The sequence below is a fragment of the Brevibacillus sp. WF146 genome, assembly GCF_001673705.2.
Lineage (GTDB): Bacteria > Bacillota > Bacilli > Brevibacillales > Brevibacillaceae > Brevibacillus > Brevibacillus thermoruber.
In genome coordinates this window covers 3,489,868-3,505,300 of record NZ_CP109943.1, presented here as the reverse complement: position 1 = coordinate 3,505,300, position 15,433 = coordinate 3,489,868, and the positions used below count along the sequence as shown (strand labels likewise).

11 protein-coding genes and 1 pseudogene are annotated in these 15,433 nt (G+C 59.6%); 9 read left to right on the top strand and 3 right to left on the bottom strand.

Features of this window, described 5'->3' with window-relative positions; translation table 11 throughout:
* The first annotated feature begins 52 nt into the window (after positions 1 to 52).
* The 8 genes and pseudogenes from A6764_RS17350 to A6764_RS17315 all read left to right on the top strand — a co-directional run.
* Positions 53 to 2,410: an endonuclease MutS2 gene (locus A6764_RS17350; protein WP_264622299.1), complete on the top strand. Its 2,358-nt coding sequence runs from the start codon at positions 53 to 55 to the stop codon at positions 2,408 to 2,410.
* Between the two features lie 18 nt (positions 2,411 to 2,428).
* On the top strand, positions 2,429 to 2,839 hold the full coding sequence (locus tag A6764_RS17345; RefSeq protein WP_029097626.1) for a DUF350 domain-containing protein: 411 nt from the start codon (positions 2,429 to 2,431) through the stop codon (positions 2,837 to 2,839).
* Between the two features lie 133 nt (positions 2,840 to 2,972).
* Positions 2,973 to 3,293, top strand: coding sequence for a 2Fe-2S iron-sulfur cluster-binding protein (locus A6764_RS17340; protein ID WP_029097625.1), 321 nt, complete (start codon positions 2,973 to 2,975; stop codon positions 3,291 to 3,293).
* A 225-nt stretch (positions 3,294 to 3,518) separates the two neighbouring features.
* Complete coding sequence (locus A6764_RS17335; protein ID WP_029097624.1) at positions 3,519 to 4,823, top strand: nucleotide sugar dehydrogenase; 1,305 nt, start codon at positions 3,519 to 3,521, stop codon at positions 4,821 to 4,823.
* A 281-nt stretch (positions 4,824 to 5,104) separates the two neighbouring features.
* Positions 5,105 to 6,406, top strand: a complete 1,302-nt coding sequence (locus A6764_RS17330) for a CitMHS family transporter (RefSeq protein WP_029097623.1) — start codon at positions 5,105 to 5,107, stop codon at positions 6,404 to 6,406.
* Between the two features lie 121 nt (positions 6,407 to 6,527).
* Positions 6,528 to 8,150 carry an ATP-binding protein gene (locus tag A6764_RS17325; protein WP_065068056.1) on the top strand — a complete coding sequence of 541 codons (1,623 nt, stop codon included), beginning with the start codon at positions 6,528 to 6,530 and terminating at the stop codon, positions 8,148 to 8,150.
* A gap of 7 nt (positions 8,151 to 8,157) precedes the next feature.
* Positions 8,158 to 8,868, top strand: a complete 711-nt coding sequence (locus tag A6764_RS17320; RefSeq protein WP_065068057.1) for a DUF977 family protein — start codon at positions 8,158 to 8,160, stop codon at positions 8,866 to 8,868.
* Positions 8,865 to 9,893: pseudogene (locus tag A6764_RS17315) on the top strand (AbrB family transcriptional regulator); the annotation flags it as partial. The gene A6764_RS17320 and the pseudogene A6764_RS17315, both read left to right, overlap by 4 nt.
* Positions 9,894 to 9,992: 99 nt before the next feature.
* On the opposite strand, the gene A6764_RS17310 reads toward A6764_RS17315, so the two are convergent.
* From A6764_RS17310 to A6764_RS17300, 3 genes are all read right to left on the bottom strand, one after another.
* The gene (locus A6764_RS17310) at positions 9,993 to 10,820 is read right to left on the bottom strand and encodes a M55 family metallopeptidase (RefSeq protein WP_083989902.1); all 828 of its coding nucleotides are present in this window, start codon (positions 10,818 to 10,820) and stop codon (positions 9,993 to 9,995) included.
* Between the two features lie 181 nt (positions 10,821 to 11,001).
* Positions 11,002 to 12,152, bottom strand: a protein-coding gene (locus A6764_RS17305) for an IS3 family transposase (RefSeq protein ID WP_085974924.1) whose coding sequence is annotated in 2 segments (ribosomal slippage) — positions 11,002 to 11,891 and positions 11,891 to 12,152 — 1,152 coding nt in all. Because the reading frame shifts where the segments join, the coding sequence is not laid out codon by codon here.
* 131 nt (positions 12,153 to 12,283) lie between these two features.
* Entirely contained in the window at positions 12,284 to 13,417 is a 1,134-nt protein-coding gene (locus tag A6764_RS17300) for a glycosyltransferase (protein ID WP_065068059.1), read from the bottom strand.
* 509 nt (positions 13,418 to 13,926) lie between these two features.
* Between A6764_RS17300 and A6764_RS17295 the strand changes: the two genes are divergently transcribed.
* Positions 13,927 to 15,273 (top strand): glycosyltransferase family 4 protein, encoded by a 1,347-nt coding sequence (locus tag A6764_RS17295; protein WP_065068060.1) that lies wholly within the window; start codon positions 13,927 to 13,929, stop codon positions 15,271 to 15,273.
* The last annotated feature ends 160 nt before the right edge of the window (positions 15,274 to 15,433 follow it).

The window sequence follows — 15,433 nt, the reverse complement described above, 5'->3', positions numbered from 1 at the left end:
TGCATGTTATAATGGGGAATGTTAGCGTTGACCACGTTAAGGAGGCACCATTTTGGAACAACGGGTGTTGAAAACCTTGGAATACGACAAGATCGTCGCCCTCCTGATGGAGAAAGCGACATCCGCATACGGCAAAGAAAAAGCATCCGCCTTGACGCCCTTTGTCCGCTTGGACGAAGTGCGGGTGGCCCAGCAGGGAACGGCTGAAGCGGCAACCGTGCTGCGGCTGAAGGGAAGCGTGCCGCTGGGCGGCATCCGCGACATCCGCGCCGCCGTGCAGCGTGCCCGGCTGAACGCGATGCTGGCGCCGATGGAGCTGCTGGACATCGCCGACACGGTAGCGGCGGGGCGCCGGCTGCGCAACTTTTTGCTCGACCTGTGCGAGGAGCAGGACCTGCCGCTTCTGCGCTTTCAGGCGGAGCGGATCGAGGGCCTGCGCGAACTGGAGGCGGACATTCGCCGCTGCGTGGACGAGAACGGCGACATCCTGGACAGCGCCAGCGCGGAACTGCGGCAGGTGCGGCAGGAGATTCGCCAACTGGAGGCGCGCATCCGGGAAAAGCTGGATCAGATGACGCGGTCTTCCTCGTACCAGAAAATGCTGATGGACAACATCGTGACGATTCGCGGCGATCGTTTCGTCATTCCCGTCAAGCAGGAGTACCGCCACGTCTTCGGCGGGATCGTTCACGACCAGTCGGCGTCGGGGGCGACGCTGTTCATCGAGCCGGAAGTGGTCGTGTCGATGAACAACAAGCTGCGTGAACTGCGCCTGCGCGAAGAGCGGGAAGTGGAGCGGATTCTCTACGTCCTGACGGAACAGGTATCCGGCGCGGTGGAGGCGCTGAAGGAAAACGTCGACGCGCTGGCGGAGCTCGATTTCATGTTCGCCAAGGCACAGTTGGCCGCCAGCATGAAGGCGGTCTGTCCGCGGCTGAACGACCGGGGCTACCTGCGTCTGAAAAAGGCGCGGCATCCGCTGATTCCGCATGATAAGGTCGTGCCGGTGGACGTGGAACTGGGGGGCAGCTACCGGGCGATCGTGGTGACGGGCCCCAACACCGGGGGAAAAACCGTCTCGCTGAAGACGATCGGTCTGCTTTCGCTGATGGCGATGGCCGGTCTGCACATCCCGGCGGAGGAAGAGAGCGAAGCAGCCGTCTTCTCGTCGGTGTTTGCCGACATCGGCGACGAACAGTCCATCGAGCAGAACCTGTCCACCTTCTCCAGCCACCTCACCAATATCATTCACATCCTCGGCGCGATGGATGAGAAGAGCCTCGTGCTGTTTGACGAATTGGGAGCAGGAACCGACCCCACGGAAGGGGCGGCGCTGGCGATGGCGATCATCGACGACGTGATCAGGCGCGGGGCCCGGCTGGTTGCCACGACCCACTACAGCGAGCTGAAGGCCTACGCCTACGACCGACCGGAGGTAATCAATGCCAGCGTGGAGTTTGACGTGGAAACGCTCCGCCCGACGTACCGCCTGCTGATTGGCGTGCCCGGCCGCTCCAATGCGTTCGCCATCGCCAAGCGGCTGGGACTGCCCGAGGAGATTATCGAAAAGGCGCGCGCTTCCATCAGCGAGGAAGACAATCAGGTGGAGAGCATGATCGCCTCGCTGGAGCGAAACCGCAGGACGGCGGAAGAGGAGCGGCAGACGGCCGAAGCGCTGCGGCGCGAAGCGGAAGCGCTGCGTGCGCAGCTTGAAGAAGAGCGGGCCCGCTTCGCCGAAGAGAAAAACAAACTGCTGGAACGGGCGGAAGAAGAAGCGCGGATCGCCGTGCAGCTTGCCAAGGAAGAGGCGGATGCGGTCATTCGCGAGCTCAGGCGCATGATGGCGGAAGGCGTGGAAATCAAGGAACACCGGCTGATCGAGGCCAAGAAGCGCCTGGGCGATGCCGTGCTGGAGCTGGAGAAGGAAAAGGTGAAAAAACCGGCCAAGGCCGTGCGCGCCACCCAGGTCAAGCCGGGTGACGAAGTGATGGTGACCAGCTTCGGCCAAAAGGGAACCGTCCTGGAAAAAGTGAGCAGCGACGAATTCCTGGTCCAGATCGGCATCATGAAGATGAAGGTAAAGCGGGACGACATGCACGTGGTGAAGCCTTCCAAGCAGGAACAGACCGCCGCCGCGTACACGTCGGTCAAACGCGCCCGGAACACGGTCAAAATGGAACTGGACCTGCGCGGCTACAACGTGGAGGACGGCATCCGGGAGATCGACCGGTACCTGGACGAGGCGCTGTTGGCCGGCCTGCATTCCGTCTCGATCATCCATGGCCACGGCACCGGCGTGCTGCGCAAAGGCGTTCACGAGTACCTGCGCCAGCACCGGAACGTCAAGTCGTTTCGGCTCGGCGGCCAGGGCGAAGGCGGCGTGGGCGCCACCATCGTCGAGCTCAAGTAGGAGATCGGGAGGTGCCGCATGGAACACTTGCTTCACAACAAATACTTCGCCGCCGTTGCTTACTTCACCGTCACCGGGCTGGCGATGATCGTGTTTTTGTCCGTGTTTGAACTGGTCACGCGCTACCGCGTGTGGCAGGAGCTGAAGCGGGGAAACGTCTCCGTCGCGATGGCGACGGGCGGAAAAATCTTTGGCATCGCCAACATTTTCCGCTACTCCATCCAGCATCACGACTCGATCGGACAGGCGTTGATCTGGGGGACGCTGGGCTTTTTCCTGCTGCTGACCAGCTACTTCATTTTTGAGTTCATGACGCCCAGCTACAAGATTGATGAGGAAATCGCCAAGGACAACCGGGCGATCGGCTTTACCGCCATGGTGCTGTCGATCGGGTTTTCCTACGTGATCGGGGCCAGCCTGACCAGGTGACCAGAGCAGGGCCCATGCCGGACGCAGCCGGCGGGCAGCGAAGGGCGGCACGCTCATCCTCGCCTGGGGGCATGTGCATGGGACCGGTGGTGCGCCAGCGTTCGTGAAGCGAAGAGGAAACGGGGGATGCAAGATGAGCCGGACGGATGATGTCGTCGTGACGGTGCTGCACGATGGGGAACGAAAGCCACTTTCCCTGAAGCGGGGAGAGAACCTGCTGATGGCGCTGGTTCAGGCCGGACTGCCGATTGACTTTTTCTGCACGACGGGAAAATGCACCACCTGCCGCCTCCGCATGGACATTCCGGCTGGTTCGGCTGCTCTCCCGTCGCCCACGGAGCGGTACCGCCTGGGAGAGGCGGCGGTGGCGGCGGGTATGCGGTTGAGCTGTCAGGTGTACGTGACCGGTCCGTTGACCGTTCATCTGGACGCGTCCGCTCCTGCCCGGCCGTGAACCTTCCGTTGAACCATTTTCGATTGGGGAGTATAATTAGGCTTTGGCAGACGGTGCCGAGCCGTCTGCATGAGGAGGCGTCACCTTGGAAACCTTGTACAAGGTCCTCATCGTCTTATGTGTGTTGTTTCTTGCGGCAGGGGTATGGTACCTGTCGGATTGATGTGAAAAGGCCACGCTGACCGCGCGGACCTTTACCAGATAATGGGAAAGAGGAGATCTGCAATGACTCAGCCTGTACGCGTAGCTGTTGTCGGATTAGGATTCGTCGGATTGCCGCTGGCGCTCACGTACGCCATGAAAGGAGCCCGCGTGGTCGGCGTGGACGTCATGCCGAACGTCGTCGAAGAAATCAACGCCGGCAAATCCCACCATCTCGAATCCTATCAAGGCAAGACGCTGCCGGAAATCCTCCGCGAGCAAATCGCCGCCGGCCGCTTCCGGGCGACGACGTCCTACGAAGAAGCGGCAGCGGAAGTGAACAACTACATCGTGACGGTCGGTCTGCCCGTGCACAACGGGGACCCGGACCTGGGACCGCTGAAAAGCTGTGCCCAAACCTTGGGGCGCGTGCTGAAAAAGGGAGACATGGTGATGATTCGCAGCACCGTGGTTCCCGGCACGACGGAAGAAGTGATTCTGCCGATTCTGGAAGAAGCCAGCGGGTTGAAGGCGGGCAGCGACTTTTACCTGACCTACTGCTCCGAGCGGATTGCCGAGGGGCGGGCGTTTGAAGAGTTCATCCACATGCCGCTCGTGCTCGGCGGAATCAACGCGGAGAGCGCCGCGAAAGGCAAGGAGCTGCTTTCCTTCATCAGCGAAACGGAGATCACCATCTCTGACATTCGCGTGATCGAGACCGCGAAAGTGATCGAAAACATCCAGCGCGACGTGAACATCGCGATGGTGCAGGAATTTGCCCGCTTCGCCGAGGCGTTCGGGATCGATACCTTTGAGCTGATCAAGGTGGCCAACACCCACAAGCGCGTCAACCTGTTGACCCCGGGGCCGGGCGTAGGCGGCTTCTGCCTGCCCAACGCGCTGTACTACCTGCAGCCCAAGGCCAAAGAGCTGGGCGTCTCCCTGCCCCTGCTGCAGTTGGCCCGCACCACCAATGACGGCGTGCCGGCCGTCCTGGTCGGGATGCTGGAACAGGCCCTGCGGCAAAAAGGCAGGACGCTGGCGGGCAGCCGCGTCGCTGTGCTGGGTCTGGCGATGAAGGACTTCTCCAACGACGACCGGGTGAGCCCGGTGCACGACCTGATCGCGCTGCTGCAGGCCAAAGGCGTGGAGGTACGCTCCTACGACCCGGCGGTGCCCAGCCGCTACGAGCACAAGACGGACAGCCTGGAAGAGGCGCTGCGCGGCGCCGACGCGCTGTTCCTGACCGCCGTACAGAAGGAGTTTGCCGAATTGGATTGGCAGCGCGCCGCCGAGCTGATGGCGCCGTCGCCGATCCTGTTTGACACGAAAAACCGTATTCCGCGCACGCTGGACACCGACAGCCGGATGACCGTGGTGCGCATCTGACGAAAGACAAACGGCAAAAGTCAAAAGTCCCCAGGCCGGGGACTTTTGGTTTTGGGGTGGCGATCCCTATCGAAGAAGGCTCCCGTGACGTGTTCGGTCCGGGAGCCTTTTTGCCGTTGTGAACCGCATGATCACGCGTTTTTCGCATCGGTTACTTTAATGAACAAAATGGGAGTTATGCGGTTTATATCGTTTATTTTCGTTTTCTATTCTCGTCAAAATATTGTTGTTATAATGAAAACACTTTCTTGAAAGCGTATTCTTTCTGGGGGGAAACGAACATGCTGTCTTTGCTCGGCTTCCTGATGATGGCCGTCTTTCTGTACCTGATCATGACAAAGCGGTTGTCCGCGCTCGTTGCCCTGATCGTCGTGCCCATTTTCTTTGCCCTGATCGGAGGGTTCGGGGCGGAGATGGGATCGATGATGCTGGAGGGAATCACCAAGATCGCTCCCACGGGGATCATGCTGCTGTTTGCCATTTTGTACTTCGGGATCATGATGGATGCGGGCCTGTTTGATCCGCTGATCGCGAAAATTCTGAAACTGGCCAAAGGAGACCCGCTGAAGATTGTGGTGGGGACCGCCGTCCTGTCGATGTTGGTGGCACTGGACGGAGACGGGACCACGACCTACATGATTACGGTATCCGCGATGCTGCCGCTGTACAAACGGTTGGGCATGAACCCGCTGATTCTGGCGGTCACGCCGATGCTCTCGATGGGGGTCATGAACATGACGCCGTGGGGCGGACCGACGGCACGGGCGATGAGCGTGCTGCACCTGGATGCGTCGGAAATGTTTACGCCGCTCATTCCCACGATGGTCGGCGGGCTGATCTGGGTGATCGCGGTGGCCTGTATACTGGGCATGCGGGAACGGAAGCGGCTGGGCGTGGCGGAGATTCAATACGCCGCTGACGAACGGATGGCGATGGCCGAACAGGCGGCGGCCGCCGACCAGCTCAAGCGTCCGAAACGGCTGTGGATCAACCTGCTGCTGACCTGTGCCCTGATGACCGGCCTGGTGATGAATTGGCTGCCTCTTCCGGTCCTGTTCATGATCGCGTGCGCAGCCGCTCTTGTGATCAACTACCCCAACCTGCAGGAGCAGAAGGAACGGATCACCGCTCACGCCGGAAATGCGCTGACCGTCGTTTCCATGGTCTTTGCCGCCGGGATTTTTACCGGCATCCTGACCGGCACCAAGATGGTGGATGCGATGTCCAACACGCTGGTTTCCCTGATTCCCGAGTCGCTGGGAACGCACATGCCGATTTTGGTGGCAATTACCAGCCTGCCCTTTACCTATTTCATGTCAAACGATGCCTACTACTTCGGCGTGGTGCCGATCCTGGCCGAAGCGGCAGCCAGCTATGGCATCGATCCGGCGGAGATCGGCAGGGCCTCCATCCTGGGCCAGCCGCTGCACGTCTTGAGCCCGCTCTATGCGGCCCAGTATCTGCTCCTCGGAATGGTGGGGGTCGATTACGGGGAAAATCACCGGTTTATCCTGAAGTGGGCCTGCGGCACATCGCTGGTGATGATGGTGCTCGCCATTCTCACGGGAGTGATGTCGTTCTAGCTCATCCCTGAGGAAAACAGAATCGCACGAGCAGATAGAGGCCCCCTTCGGCCTCTATTTTCACTGTTTTTGCGGCTGAGATTGCGCCGGAATCTGCTACACTGAGGGGAGAGGTGGTTTCGTGCGGTTTCAAAGCAAACTGATCCTGGTGATCTGCACGCTGCTGTTGTGCGTGATCGCCATCCTGGGATGTTCCTTTGAGTACATGCTGGCGAACGCGCTGAAAAAGGAGATCGGCACACGCGCCCTCCATGTCGCGGAAACCGTCGCAGCGATGCCGGAAATCAAACGGGCTTTTTCCGACTCCGATCCGTCCAGGACGATCGCCCCGTTGGCGGAGAAAATTCGCCGGGAAACCCATGCGGATTTTGTGACAGTGGGAAACCGGGAAGGAATCCGCTACTCTCACCCCATCCCGGAGCGGATCGGAAAGAAAATGCAGGGCGGCGACAATCAGCCCGTCTTTGCAGGCCAGTCGATCGTCTCGGAGACGACCGGTTCCCTGGGGCCCGCTCTGCGAGGCAAGGCGCCCATTTTCAACGAGGCGGGACAGGTCATCGGGGTGGTGTCCGTCGGGTTTTTGCTGGAAGATGTCCAAAAAACCATCCATTCCTATCGGGATAAGATCTTCGCGATCGGGTTGATCGCCCTCGCGTTGGGCGTGATCGGCACCTTGTGGATCGCCCGCAGCGTGAAACAGGCGATTTTCGGCCTGGAGCCGTCCCAGATCGGTCAGCTCTACCAGGAGAAGCAGGCCATCCTGGAATCCATCCGGGAAGGGATCGTGGCTGTCAACGCAAGCGGGACGATTACCATGGCGAACCAGACGGCGCTGCAGCTGTTGGGATTGGACAGCTCGAAGGAAATCACGGGCAAACCCGCGGACGAGATTCTGGACAGCTTCCGGCTGCTGGAGGTCCTGAAGGCGGGCAGGGCGATCGTCGACCAGGAGACCTGGATGGCCGGTCATGTGCTGGTCGTCAACTGCGTGCCCATTCTGGACGCGCACAACCAGATTGTCGGCGCCGTGGCCAGCTTCCGCGACAAATCGGAGCTGTACCGGGTCATCGAAGAGCTGTCCCGCGTCAAGGAATACGCGGAAGCGCTCCGTGCGCAAACCCATGAGTATTCCAACAAGCTGTACCTGATTTCCGGCCTGATCCAGTTGGAGTCGTACCGGGAAGCGATCGAGTTTATTACCCGGGAAACGGATGTCCATGTGAATCACACCCGGTTTATCATGCGGGAGATCCCGGATCCGATCATCGGCGGACTGCTGCTCGGCAAGCTGAATCGGGCCAGCGAACTGAAGGTGAAGCTGGAAATCGACCGGGAAAGCAGCTTCCGCGACATTCCGGCGTGGATTGACCGCCACCATCTGATTACCATCATGGGAAACCTTGTCGATAACGCCCTGGAGGCGGTTTTGGCGCCGGGGGCTTTCGCCAGGGAAGTGAACGTCTTTCTGACCGACATCGGGGAAGTGCTGCTGTTCGAGGTGGAAGACCGGGGGCCGGGCATTCCCGACGAACACGCGGACCGCTTGTTCGAATTGGGGTTTTCCACGAAAGCGCAGAAAAATCACGGCTTTGGCCTCGCCCTGGTCAAACAGGCTGTCGAGCAGTTGAACGGACACGTCAGTCACACGCCCAATCCGGACGGGGGAACGATTTTTACCGTCGTCATTCCAAAAGAAGCCGATGCAGCAAGGAGGGGAAGGGAACGCCATGAAAGCGAGGAGTGATGAGCCCATGATACAGGTGTTGATCATCGAGGACGACGTGCGGATCGCCGAAGTGAACCGGCGCTTCGTGGAAAAGGTGAGCGGGTATCAGGTCATTGGCATCGCCACGAACCAGCAGGAGGCCGTGGACCAACTGGACATTCTCCAGCCCGATCTGGTGCTGTTGGACATTTACTTTCCCGACATGAACGGTTTGGACTTTTTGTCGGTCATCAAGGAGCGGCGTTCGGAGACGGATGTGATCATGCTGACCGCCTCCAAGGAAGTGGATACGGTGGTGGAGGCGATCCGCTGCGGCGTGTTTGATTTCATCACCAAGCCGCTGATCTTCGAGCGCTTGCAGCAAACGCTTGCCAACTACCGGGAGTTCCGGCAGAGGGTGCGCGCCTTGCAAACAGAGCGGGGGCACATCAATCAGGAAGAAATTGACGAGCTCATACGCGCGGCGGGACCCAACGGCGGAAGGGATAGCGGTCTGGTCAAGGGAATCGACAGGATCACGCTGGAGAAAGTGGCTGCCTGTCTCAGCGAGGCGGGGGAAGTCACCACCGAACAGGTGCGAAGGGCAACGGGGACGAGCCGTTCGACGGCACGCCGCTACCTGGAATACCTGGTTGTCACAGGAGAGGCGGTCGCGGACCTCTCCTACGGGGCGGTGGGACGGCCGGAGAGGGTCTACAAAAGCGTGAAAAAGGCGAAAGGAACGGCGGAACGATGATGGCGCTGCGGCCGTTTTTCACCATCCTGATCGCGGCGGCAGGGGGCGCCGTTTTCTCCCTGCTTCGTCTGCCGCTGCCCTGGCTGCTGGGACCGCTGGCAGCAATCGTCGGTTCGGTCATGCTGGGGTGTGACAGACTGTGGCTGCCTTCCTGGTTTCGCCGGATCGGCCTCGTGATCGTCGGCGTCGCGCTGGGCATGCGGATTACCCGGGACATTTGGGGGGCCATGGCGGATCACATCGGGATGATGCTGGCAGCCACGATCGTGACCATCCTGTTCGGCCTGATGCAGGCCTGGGCGATCCACAAGCTGTACCAGGTGGACGTGATCACGTCCATTTTCAGCAACATCCCCGGCGGACTCTCGGAGATGGCCACGATCGGCAGGGAGCAGGGCGGGAATCTGCAGATTATTTCCCTGTTTCACTCCATTCGCATCGTGACGGTTGTGTTCGTGACGCCGTTCGTCGTGATGACGCTGTCCCACAAGGCCAACCTGCTGCCGGTACAACCCGCGAGTCAGACGGTCGGCTGGATGCAGGCGGCGGTGTATTTGGCCGCCGGGGCGCTGGGAGCGGTGGCAGCCGCCCGTTTGAAGATCCCGGCGCCGTATTTCCTGGGGCCGCTTTTGACGGCGTCTCTGGTGTCCTTTGCGCTTTCGTTGACAGGCGGCACTGCCGGTACGGGCACGCCGGCCCTGTCCGGCCTCGTCGTGAAAGGCGCTCAGCTTTTGATCGGGGCGGGGATCGGCATTGAATTCAGGCGGGAGGAGATTCGCACCTACCGCAGGCTGCTGGTGCCTTCGCTGGCCGCGTCTCTGCTGCTGACCACCCTGACGTTCGCGCTTGCCCTCCTGCTGTCGTATGCCACGGGCATCGACCTGCTTACCGGCATGCTGGCGACGGCGGCCGGCGGCGCCGCAGAAATGAGCCTGACTGCCCTGGCGATCGGTGCCGACCCGCTTCTGGTGACCGCCTTTCAGCTCTTTCGCGTGATGTTCATCGTCACCGTCTTCTCGTTTTCCGTCCGCTGGCTTCTCAAGCGGCGCGGATTGAACGGCAAACAGGCAGGCGCGCTGAGGAAGCGTGCCTGCCTTGCTGTTGGGGGAAATGGGGCAGCGGCCTTAGAAAAATTCGACCGTTCCCGCCAGGTTGATCATCGCCCGCATCGTTTTGTACAGGTCGTGCTGATCGGCGGCGGTGTAGTGTACCGTGCAGCTTTCCCTCTCGTACCGGGTGCCGGGAACGATGGCGGCCATCTCCGCCTGACCGGCATGGGAGAACTCGATGGCCAGTTCCAGCGGGGTCGTGGCCCGCAGCGGCGCCATCTGTGCGGCCCGGGACAGCGCCAGCTTGGTCTGCCGCTTCAGTTCGGCGGTCGCCTCCTCGCGGGACAGACAAAGGGCGGCTGTGCGGGATACCGCCTGTTTGACCACGGCGGTACAAATGTCAGGGATGAGTGCTTTCGCCTCTTCCGCGATCAGGTTGTCCCCCGACACGAGGCAGACGGGCACGCCGTACAAACCGGCGTAGACGGCATTGAAGCCGAATTCCCCCACCACCTGGCCGTTGATGTACATGTTGCGGACACAGCCTGACATCGTGTGGCTGAGGACGCCGGGCACCCCCTGCCGCGTGTGGTAGCCGATGAAGAGGGCGGCGTCAAAGCTTTCGTCCAACCCCTGCATCATCGAGAAGTCGCGGGGGGAGCCGGCCACCAGTTTCGCCTGGGGATGCAGCGACTCCCACAGGATGTTGTTCATGGTATTGTGGCTGTCCGCCACCACGATTTCCGTTGCGCCCCACTCCAGGGCGGCTTCGATGACGGCGTTGGCGTCGTCCGTCATGAACTGGCGGCCGCGCTGGTAGTTACCCCCGGCGTTCGGATTGATGTAGCTGGTGTCGACAATGCCGGAGATTCCTTCCATGTCGACGGAGAGAAACAGTTTCATCGGGCCCATCCTTTCTCGTACGATTCTGAATCATTCCTCTTCTATGAAAGCAGATTGTCCGGCCGGAGGCAACACCCTGTACGCCGGCGGACCGCTTCACAGAGGCAGAAAAAAACACGGCTGCCGGGAAGGCGGCATGGTCATAGCCCCGTCAAGTAGACAGTAAAAAAAGAGGAATCACCTAAGCGGCGATCGCTTCTCGATATTCAACCGGGGAGAGGTCGCCGAGTTTTTTCTGGAAGCGTTCATTGTTATAGTAGTCGATATATTCAGCAACACATTTACGTGCCGCAGCTTCACTATCTGGCTTCGCCAGGTAAAGCTTTTCCGTTTTCAGATGGGAAAAGAACGACTCGATACATGCGTTGTCAAAGCAATTCCCGCGTCTTGAATGGCTTCCCATAAGTTCTTTCTCCTCGAGTAGATCCCTGTACGATTTGGTTGTGTATTGAAATCCTTGGTCGGAATGGAGAATAGCGTTTTTGGCGTTCAGTTGCTTTACGGTGTCCAATACGAGCTGGAGATCGTTACGCGCGGATAGCTCCCATGCTACGACTTCCTTGTTACAAAGGTCTAAAATAACCGACAAATAGACAAAATCATGACCAATTCGAATATAGGTAATGTCAGTCACAAATTTCTTCAAAATGGTTTCTGCTGTAAATTCACGGTTGAGGACATTCGGAAAGACTACGGATGGTTTGCGACCTGCAAATGGCCGTTTCTTGCGGATAACTGAACGAATTCCCAGCTCACGCATCAGCCTACGCACCTTTTTGTGGTTAACCAAAACCCCTTCTTTGTGTAAAGCCGTACGCATACGTTTGTAGCCGAAATAAGGTCGCAGTCGATGAATAGCAAGGATGTGCTCTTTTACATTCGTATCCTGCTCGATACGGGTTTTACGAGATTCCCGGGCAGCTTTCCATTTGTAATAACCCGACCGCGATACTTCGGCAATCTTGCACAGCATGATGATGGGATACTTGTGATTCATTTTTTCGATGGTCCTAAACCGGGCTTGCTGATCCAACTTCCCTCCCCATGCAGATTCGGATTGAGCTTTTTTAGGTATTCGACCTGCGCTTTCAAATAGGCGTTTTCCTCTTCAAGGCTACTGAAGTGTTTCTTATTCCAACGCCCACGATAATCCTCAAACGATTCTCCGCTCTGGTGCTTACGTACCCAACTGATGATCTGTGCATCACTTTTAATTCCCAGCTTTTCTCTTATCTCCTGATAGCTCCACTGCTCTTCCAAACGCAAGCGAACAGCCTCTTTCTTCGTATCCTCGCTATAACGAGTAAAGACCTGTCCCTTCTTTGGTGGCATGAAAAATCCCCTCCGGTCAACAGTAATGAGTCCATGATATCATGAACTCTTTTTTTACTGTCTACCTTGAGGGGATAATACCAGCAGGCCGTGTGTTCTTTGATCTTTTCATCTCGGGACAAACGGGCAGCTTACAACAGACGGCGGTACAGCGCCAGGGTGCGTTCCGCCATGCGCTCGATGGTGAAGGTGTCTTCCACCGTCCGCAGGGCGTTGCGGACGAGTGTTTCGCGCAGGTCGGGCGATTGGCGCAGCTCCTGCATGGCCCGCGTCAGCCGCTCGACGTCGCCCGGTTCCACCGTCAGGCCGGTTTCCCTGTCCTTGACGAACTCCTTGACGCCCCCGACGTTGCTGGCGATGACCGGCACTTCCGAGGCCATCGCTTCGAGCAGCGTGTAACCCAGTCCCTCGTAGAGGGAGGAGTGGACAAACGCGTCACAGGCATGCAGGCAGGCGGGGATGTCCTGGCGGAAACCGGCGAACCGGACCCTGTCCTCCAGGCGGTGTTCGCGCACCTTCGTTTCCAGCAGCGCGCGCTCGGGACCGTCTCCCACCATGACGAGGCGGACGTCCTCTGCGCCGTGGTCCCGCGCCAGGCGGGCAAACGCGTCGACCAGGAGCGGCAGCCCTTTCACCGGGACGAACCGGGCGACCGTGGAGAACAAAAACGCCTCGTCGGGAATGTTCCACTCCGCCCGCAGCCGCTTCCGGTCCTCGTCACGCCGATGCGTCTGCCGGTAGGGGGCCAGGTCCATGCCGTTGTAGATGACGCTGATGCGGTCGTCGGGCACACCCTCCTGCCGCAAAATGTCCGCAAGTGCGCCGCTGATCGCCACAAAGTGACGGTTCCATCGGCGGGTGGACCGTTCCATCAGCGTGACGGCGGCGTACGCCAGCGGATGGACGTAGTCGTAGCGGAGGTGGCTGTGCACGGTGGTGACCAGTACGGGGCCGGTTCCCTGTACGGCCAACCGGGAAAAAAAGTTCGCTTTTACGCCGTGGGTATGTACAATGTCCGGTTGAAAGCGGCGAAACGTCTCGCGCAGCGCCTTCAGCAGGCGCACGTCAAAGCGGCCGAACCTGTCCAGCGGGATGACGGAGACGTCGGCCTTGCGCAGCTCGTCGGCGAACAGGGAGTTGTAAAAGCAGACGACCGCCACGTCCACCGCTTCCTGCGGGAGGGAGGTGACCAGGTTGAGAATATGCTGTTCCGCTCCGCCAAATTCCCCCCCGCCGATGACGTGGAGGACTCGTAATTTGCTCATGACAATCCACCCAAACCTTTATGACAAACCCTCTATCGAAGTCATTTCACATCAGCCCGTTCTTCGGTAGAGGTAGTTTTCTGCCGGGATCAAAAAGCAGGACCGGGAAGCGCATCCATTCTGATCCTGTCCGGAAACCCTCTGATTGAAGCCATTTCGCAGACGCTGGTTCTTCGTTAGAGGTGGTTTTTCCCGCAGGATCAGGAAGTAGGACCGGGAAGCGCAACCATTCTGATCCTGTAAGAAAACCCACCCGGCCATAGCATACGCTCAACCCACTCGGCGATGGCTGACGCTGTGCCGAGCGGGGTCCCTTGCTTCGCCGGGCGGGGCCCCTCAACCAATCTTGCAAACTGCCGTCGCGATGAGACACATCATCTCTTCCTGATTCGAAAAACAAAGCCATTCTCACTATAGCAGATGACCGGTGGATTCGCAATAACGCTGGACATGTGGTATCTTGGTGAAGGAGCATTACGAGAATGGACAAAAACGAGGAAGGTATCCCGATGAAGACCCGCAGTGTGTTGATCATCTGTTACATATTCCCGCCGATCGGCGGAGGAGGCGTGCCGCGGCCGTTAAAGATGGCCAAATACCTGGGAGAGTTTGGGTGGAACGTGCACGTGCTGACCGTTGACCCTGTCTACCACGCCACATTGGACCCGTCCCTGCTGGCGCAGGTGCCGGCGGACGTCACGATACACCGCGCCAAGGAGTGGCCCTTGCTGCCGCGACGGGGCGGGGCTGTTGCCCCGGCTGCTGCGGCGGAGGCGGCTCCGGCCCGACGTTCGCTGGCAGCGTCGCTCAAGCAGCAGGCGGTCGGTTTGTTGAAAAAAGTGAAACCGTACCTGTTGATTCCCGACGACCAGATCCTTTGGCTGCCCAACGCGCTGAAGCTGGGGCGGGAGATCATGCGCCGGGAAAAGATCGACGCGATCTTTTCCACCTCCGGCCCGGTGACCAATCACCTCGTCGCCCGCCGTCTCGCTCGCGAGTTCGGGGTGAAATGGGTGGCCGATTTCCGCGATCCGTGGACGCAGAACATGCACTCGTCGGGGATCGCCTGGCGGGAGCGGCTGGAGGAGCGCATGGAAGCCGGCGTGATGGCGGAGGCTGACGCCGTTACCACGGTGACGGCCACGTTTGCCGAGAACTTCCGCAAAAAACACGGCAGCCGCATTCGCCGTCTGGAGCTGATCTACAACGGCTTTGACCAGGCGGATTTCGTCGGCCTCACGCCGGAGCATGCCGCGCCCGGCAAGTTTCACGCCGTCTACGCCGGCATTTTGTACCAGAAGCGCAACCCGCGCCTGCTGCTTCGGGCGATCCGCGAGCTGATCGACGCGGGAGACGTGGAGCGCGAGGACCTGCTGCTCAGTTTTGCCGGCGTGTTTGACTATCCGGGTTATTCGGAAAACCGGGACTGCGTGGAGGCGTTGGGATTGGGCGACGTCGTCCGCGTGCTCGGCAACCTGCCGCACAAACAGGCGCTCGGCCTGATGAAAGGAGCGGACGCGCTCCTCCTGATCGGGGACGTTTCGCCGGACGCCGGAGCGTACATCCCCGGCAAGCTGTACGAGTACATGGGCATCGGCAAGCCGATCCTCGCCCTGAACAAGCCAGGGGAGGCGACGCAGATCATCCAGACGTTCCGCCTGGGCCAAGTGGCCGACCCGGAAGACAAGGAAGCCATCAAGCAGGCGTTCCTGAAGCTGTACCGGGAGTGGAAGGCGCAGGGAGCGGCCGGCGCGGCGGAACGTGACGACGACTTTGCCGAACGGGTCAAGCCGTACGAACGGCGCGAGCAGGCCCGCCAACTGGCGGAATTGATGAACGAATTGGTCGGACCATGACCGAAAGCAGACTCCGCACCCAGTGGGTGCGGAGTTTTTTCTTGCGAAGAGACGCTGTTCGGCGAAATTATTTTCTGGATTGACAATATCAGGAAATGGATTGTAATGTAATCATGTAATTGCAGTTACATTGTGGTCCCAACGCGGCAAGGGAGGATGG

What these genes read in the sequence shown, in the direction of transcription:
- A6764_RS17335 (WP_029097624.1), top strand. Translation starts at nt 3,519, where the DNA reads ATGACTCAGCCTGTACGCGTAGCTGTTGTCGGATTAGGATTCGTCGGA.
- A6764_RS17340 (WP_029097625.1), top strand. Translation starts at nt 2,973, where the DNA reads ATGAGCCGGACGGATGATGTCGTCGTGACGGTGCTGCACGATGGGGAA.
- A6764_RS17300 (WP_065068059.1), bottom strand. Translation starts at nt 13,417, where the DNA reads ATGAGCAAATTACGAGTCCTCCACGTCATCGGCGGGGGGGAATTTGGC.
- A6764_RS17295 (WP_065068060.1), top strand. Translation starts at nt 13,927, where the DNA reads ATGAAGACCCGCAGTGTGTTGATCATCTGTTACATATTCCCGCCGATC.
- A6764_RS17310 (WP_083989902.1), bottom strand. Translation starts at nt 10,820, where the DNA reads ATGAAACTGTTTCTCTCCGTCGACATGGAAGGAATCTCCGGCATTGTC.
- A6764_RS17320 (WP_065068057.1), top strand. Translation starts at nt 8,158, where the DNA reads ATGATACAGGTGTTGATCATCGAGGACGACGTGCGGATCGCCGAAGTG.
- A6764_RS17330 (WP_029097623.1), top strand. Translation starts at nt 5,105, where the DNA reads ATGCTGTCTTTGCTCGGCTTCCTGATGATGGCCGTCTTTCTGTACCTG.
- A6764_RS17345 (WP_029097626.1), top strand. Translation starts at nt 2,429, where the DNA reads ATGGAACACTTGCTTCACAACAAATACTTCGCCGCCGTTGCTTACTTC.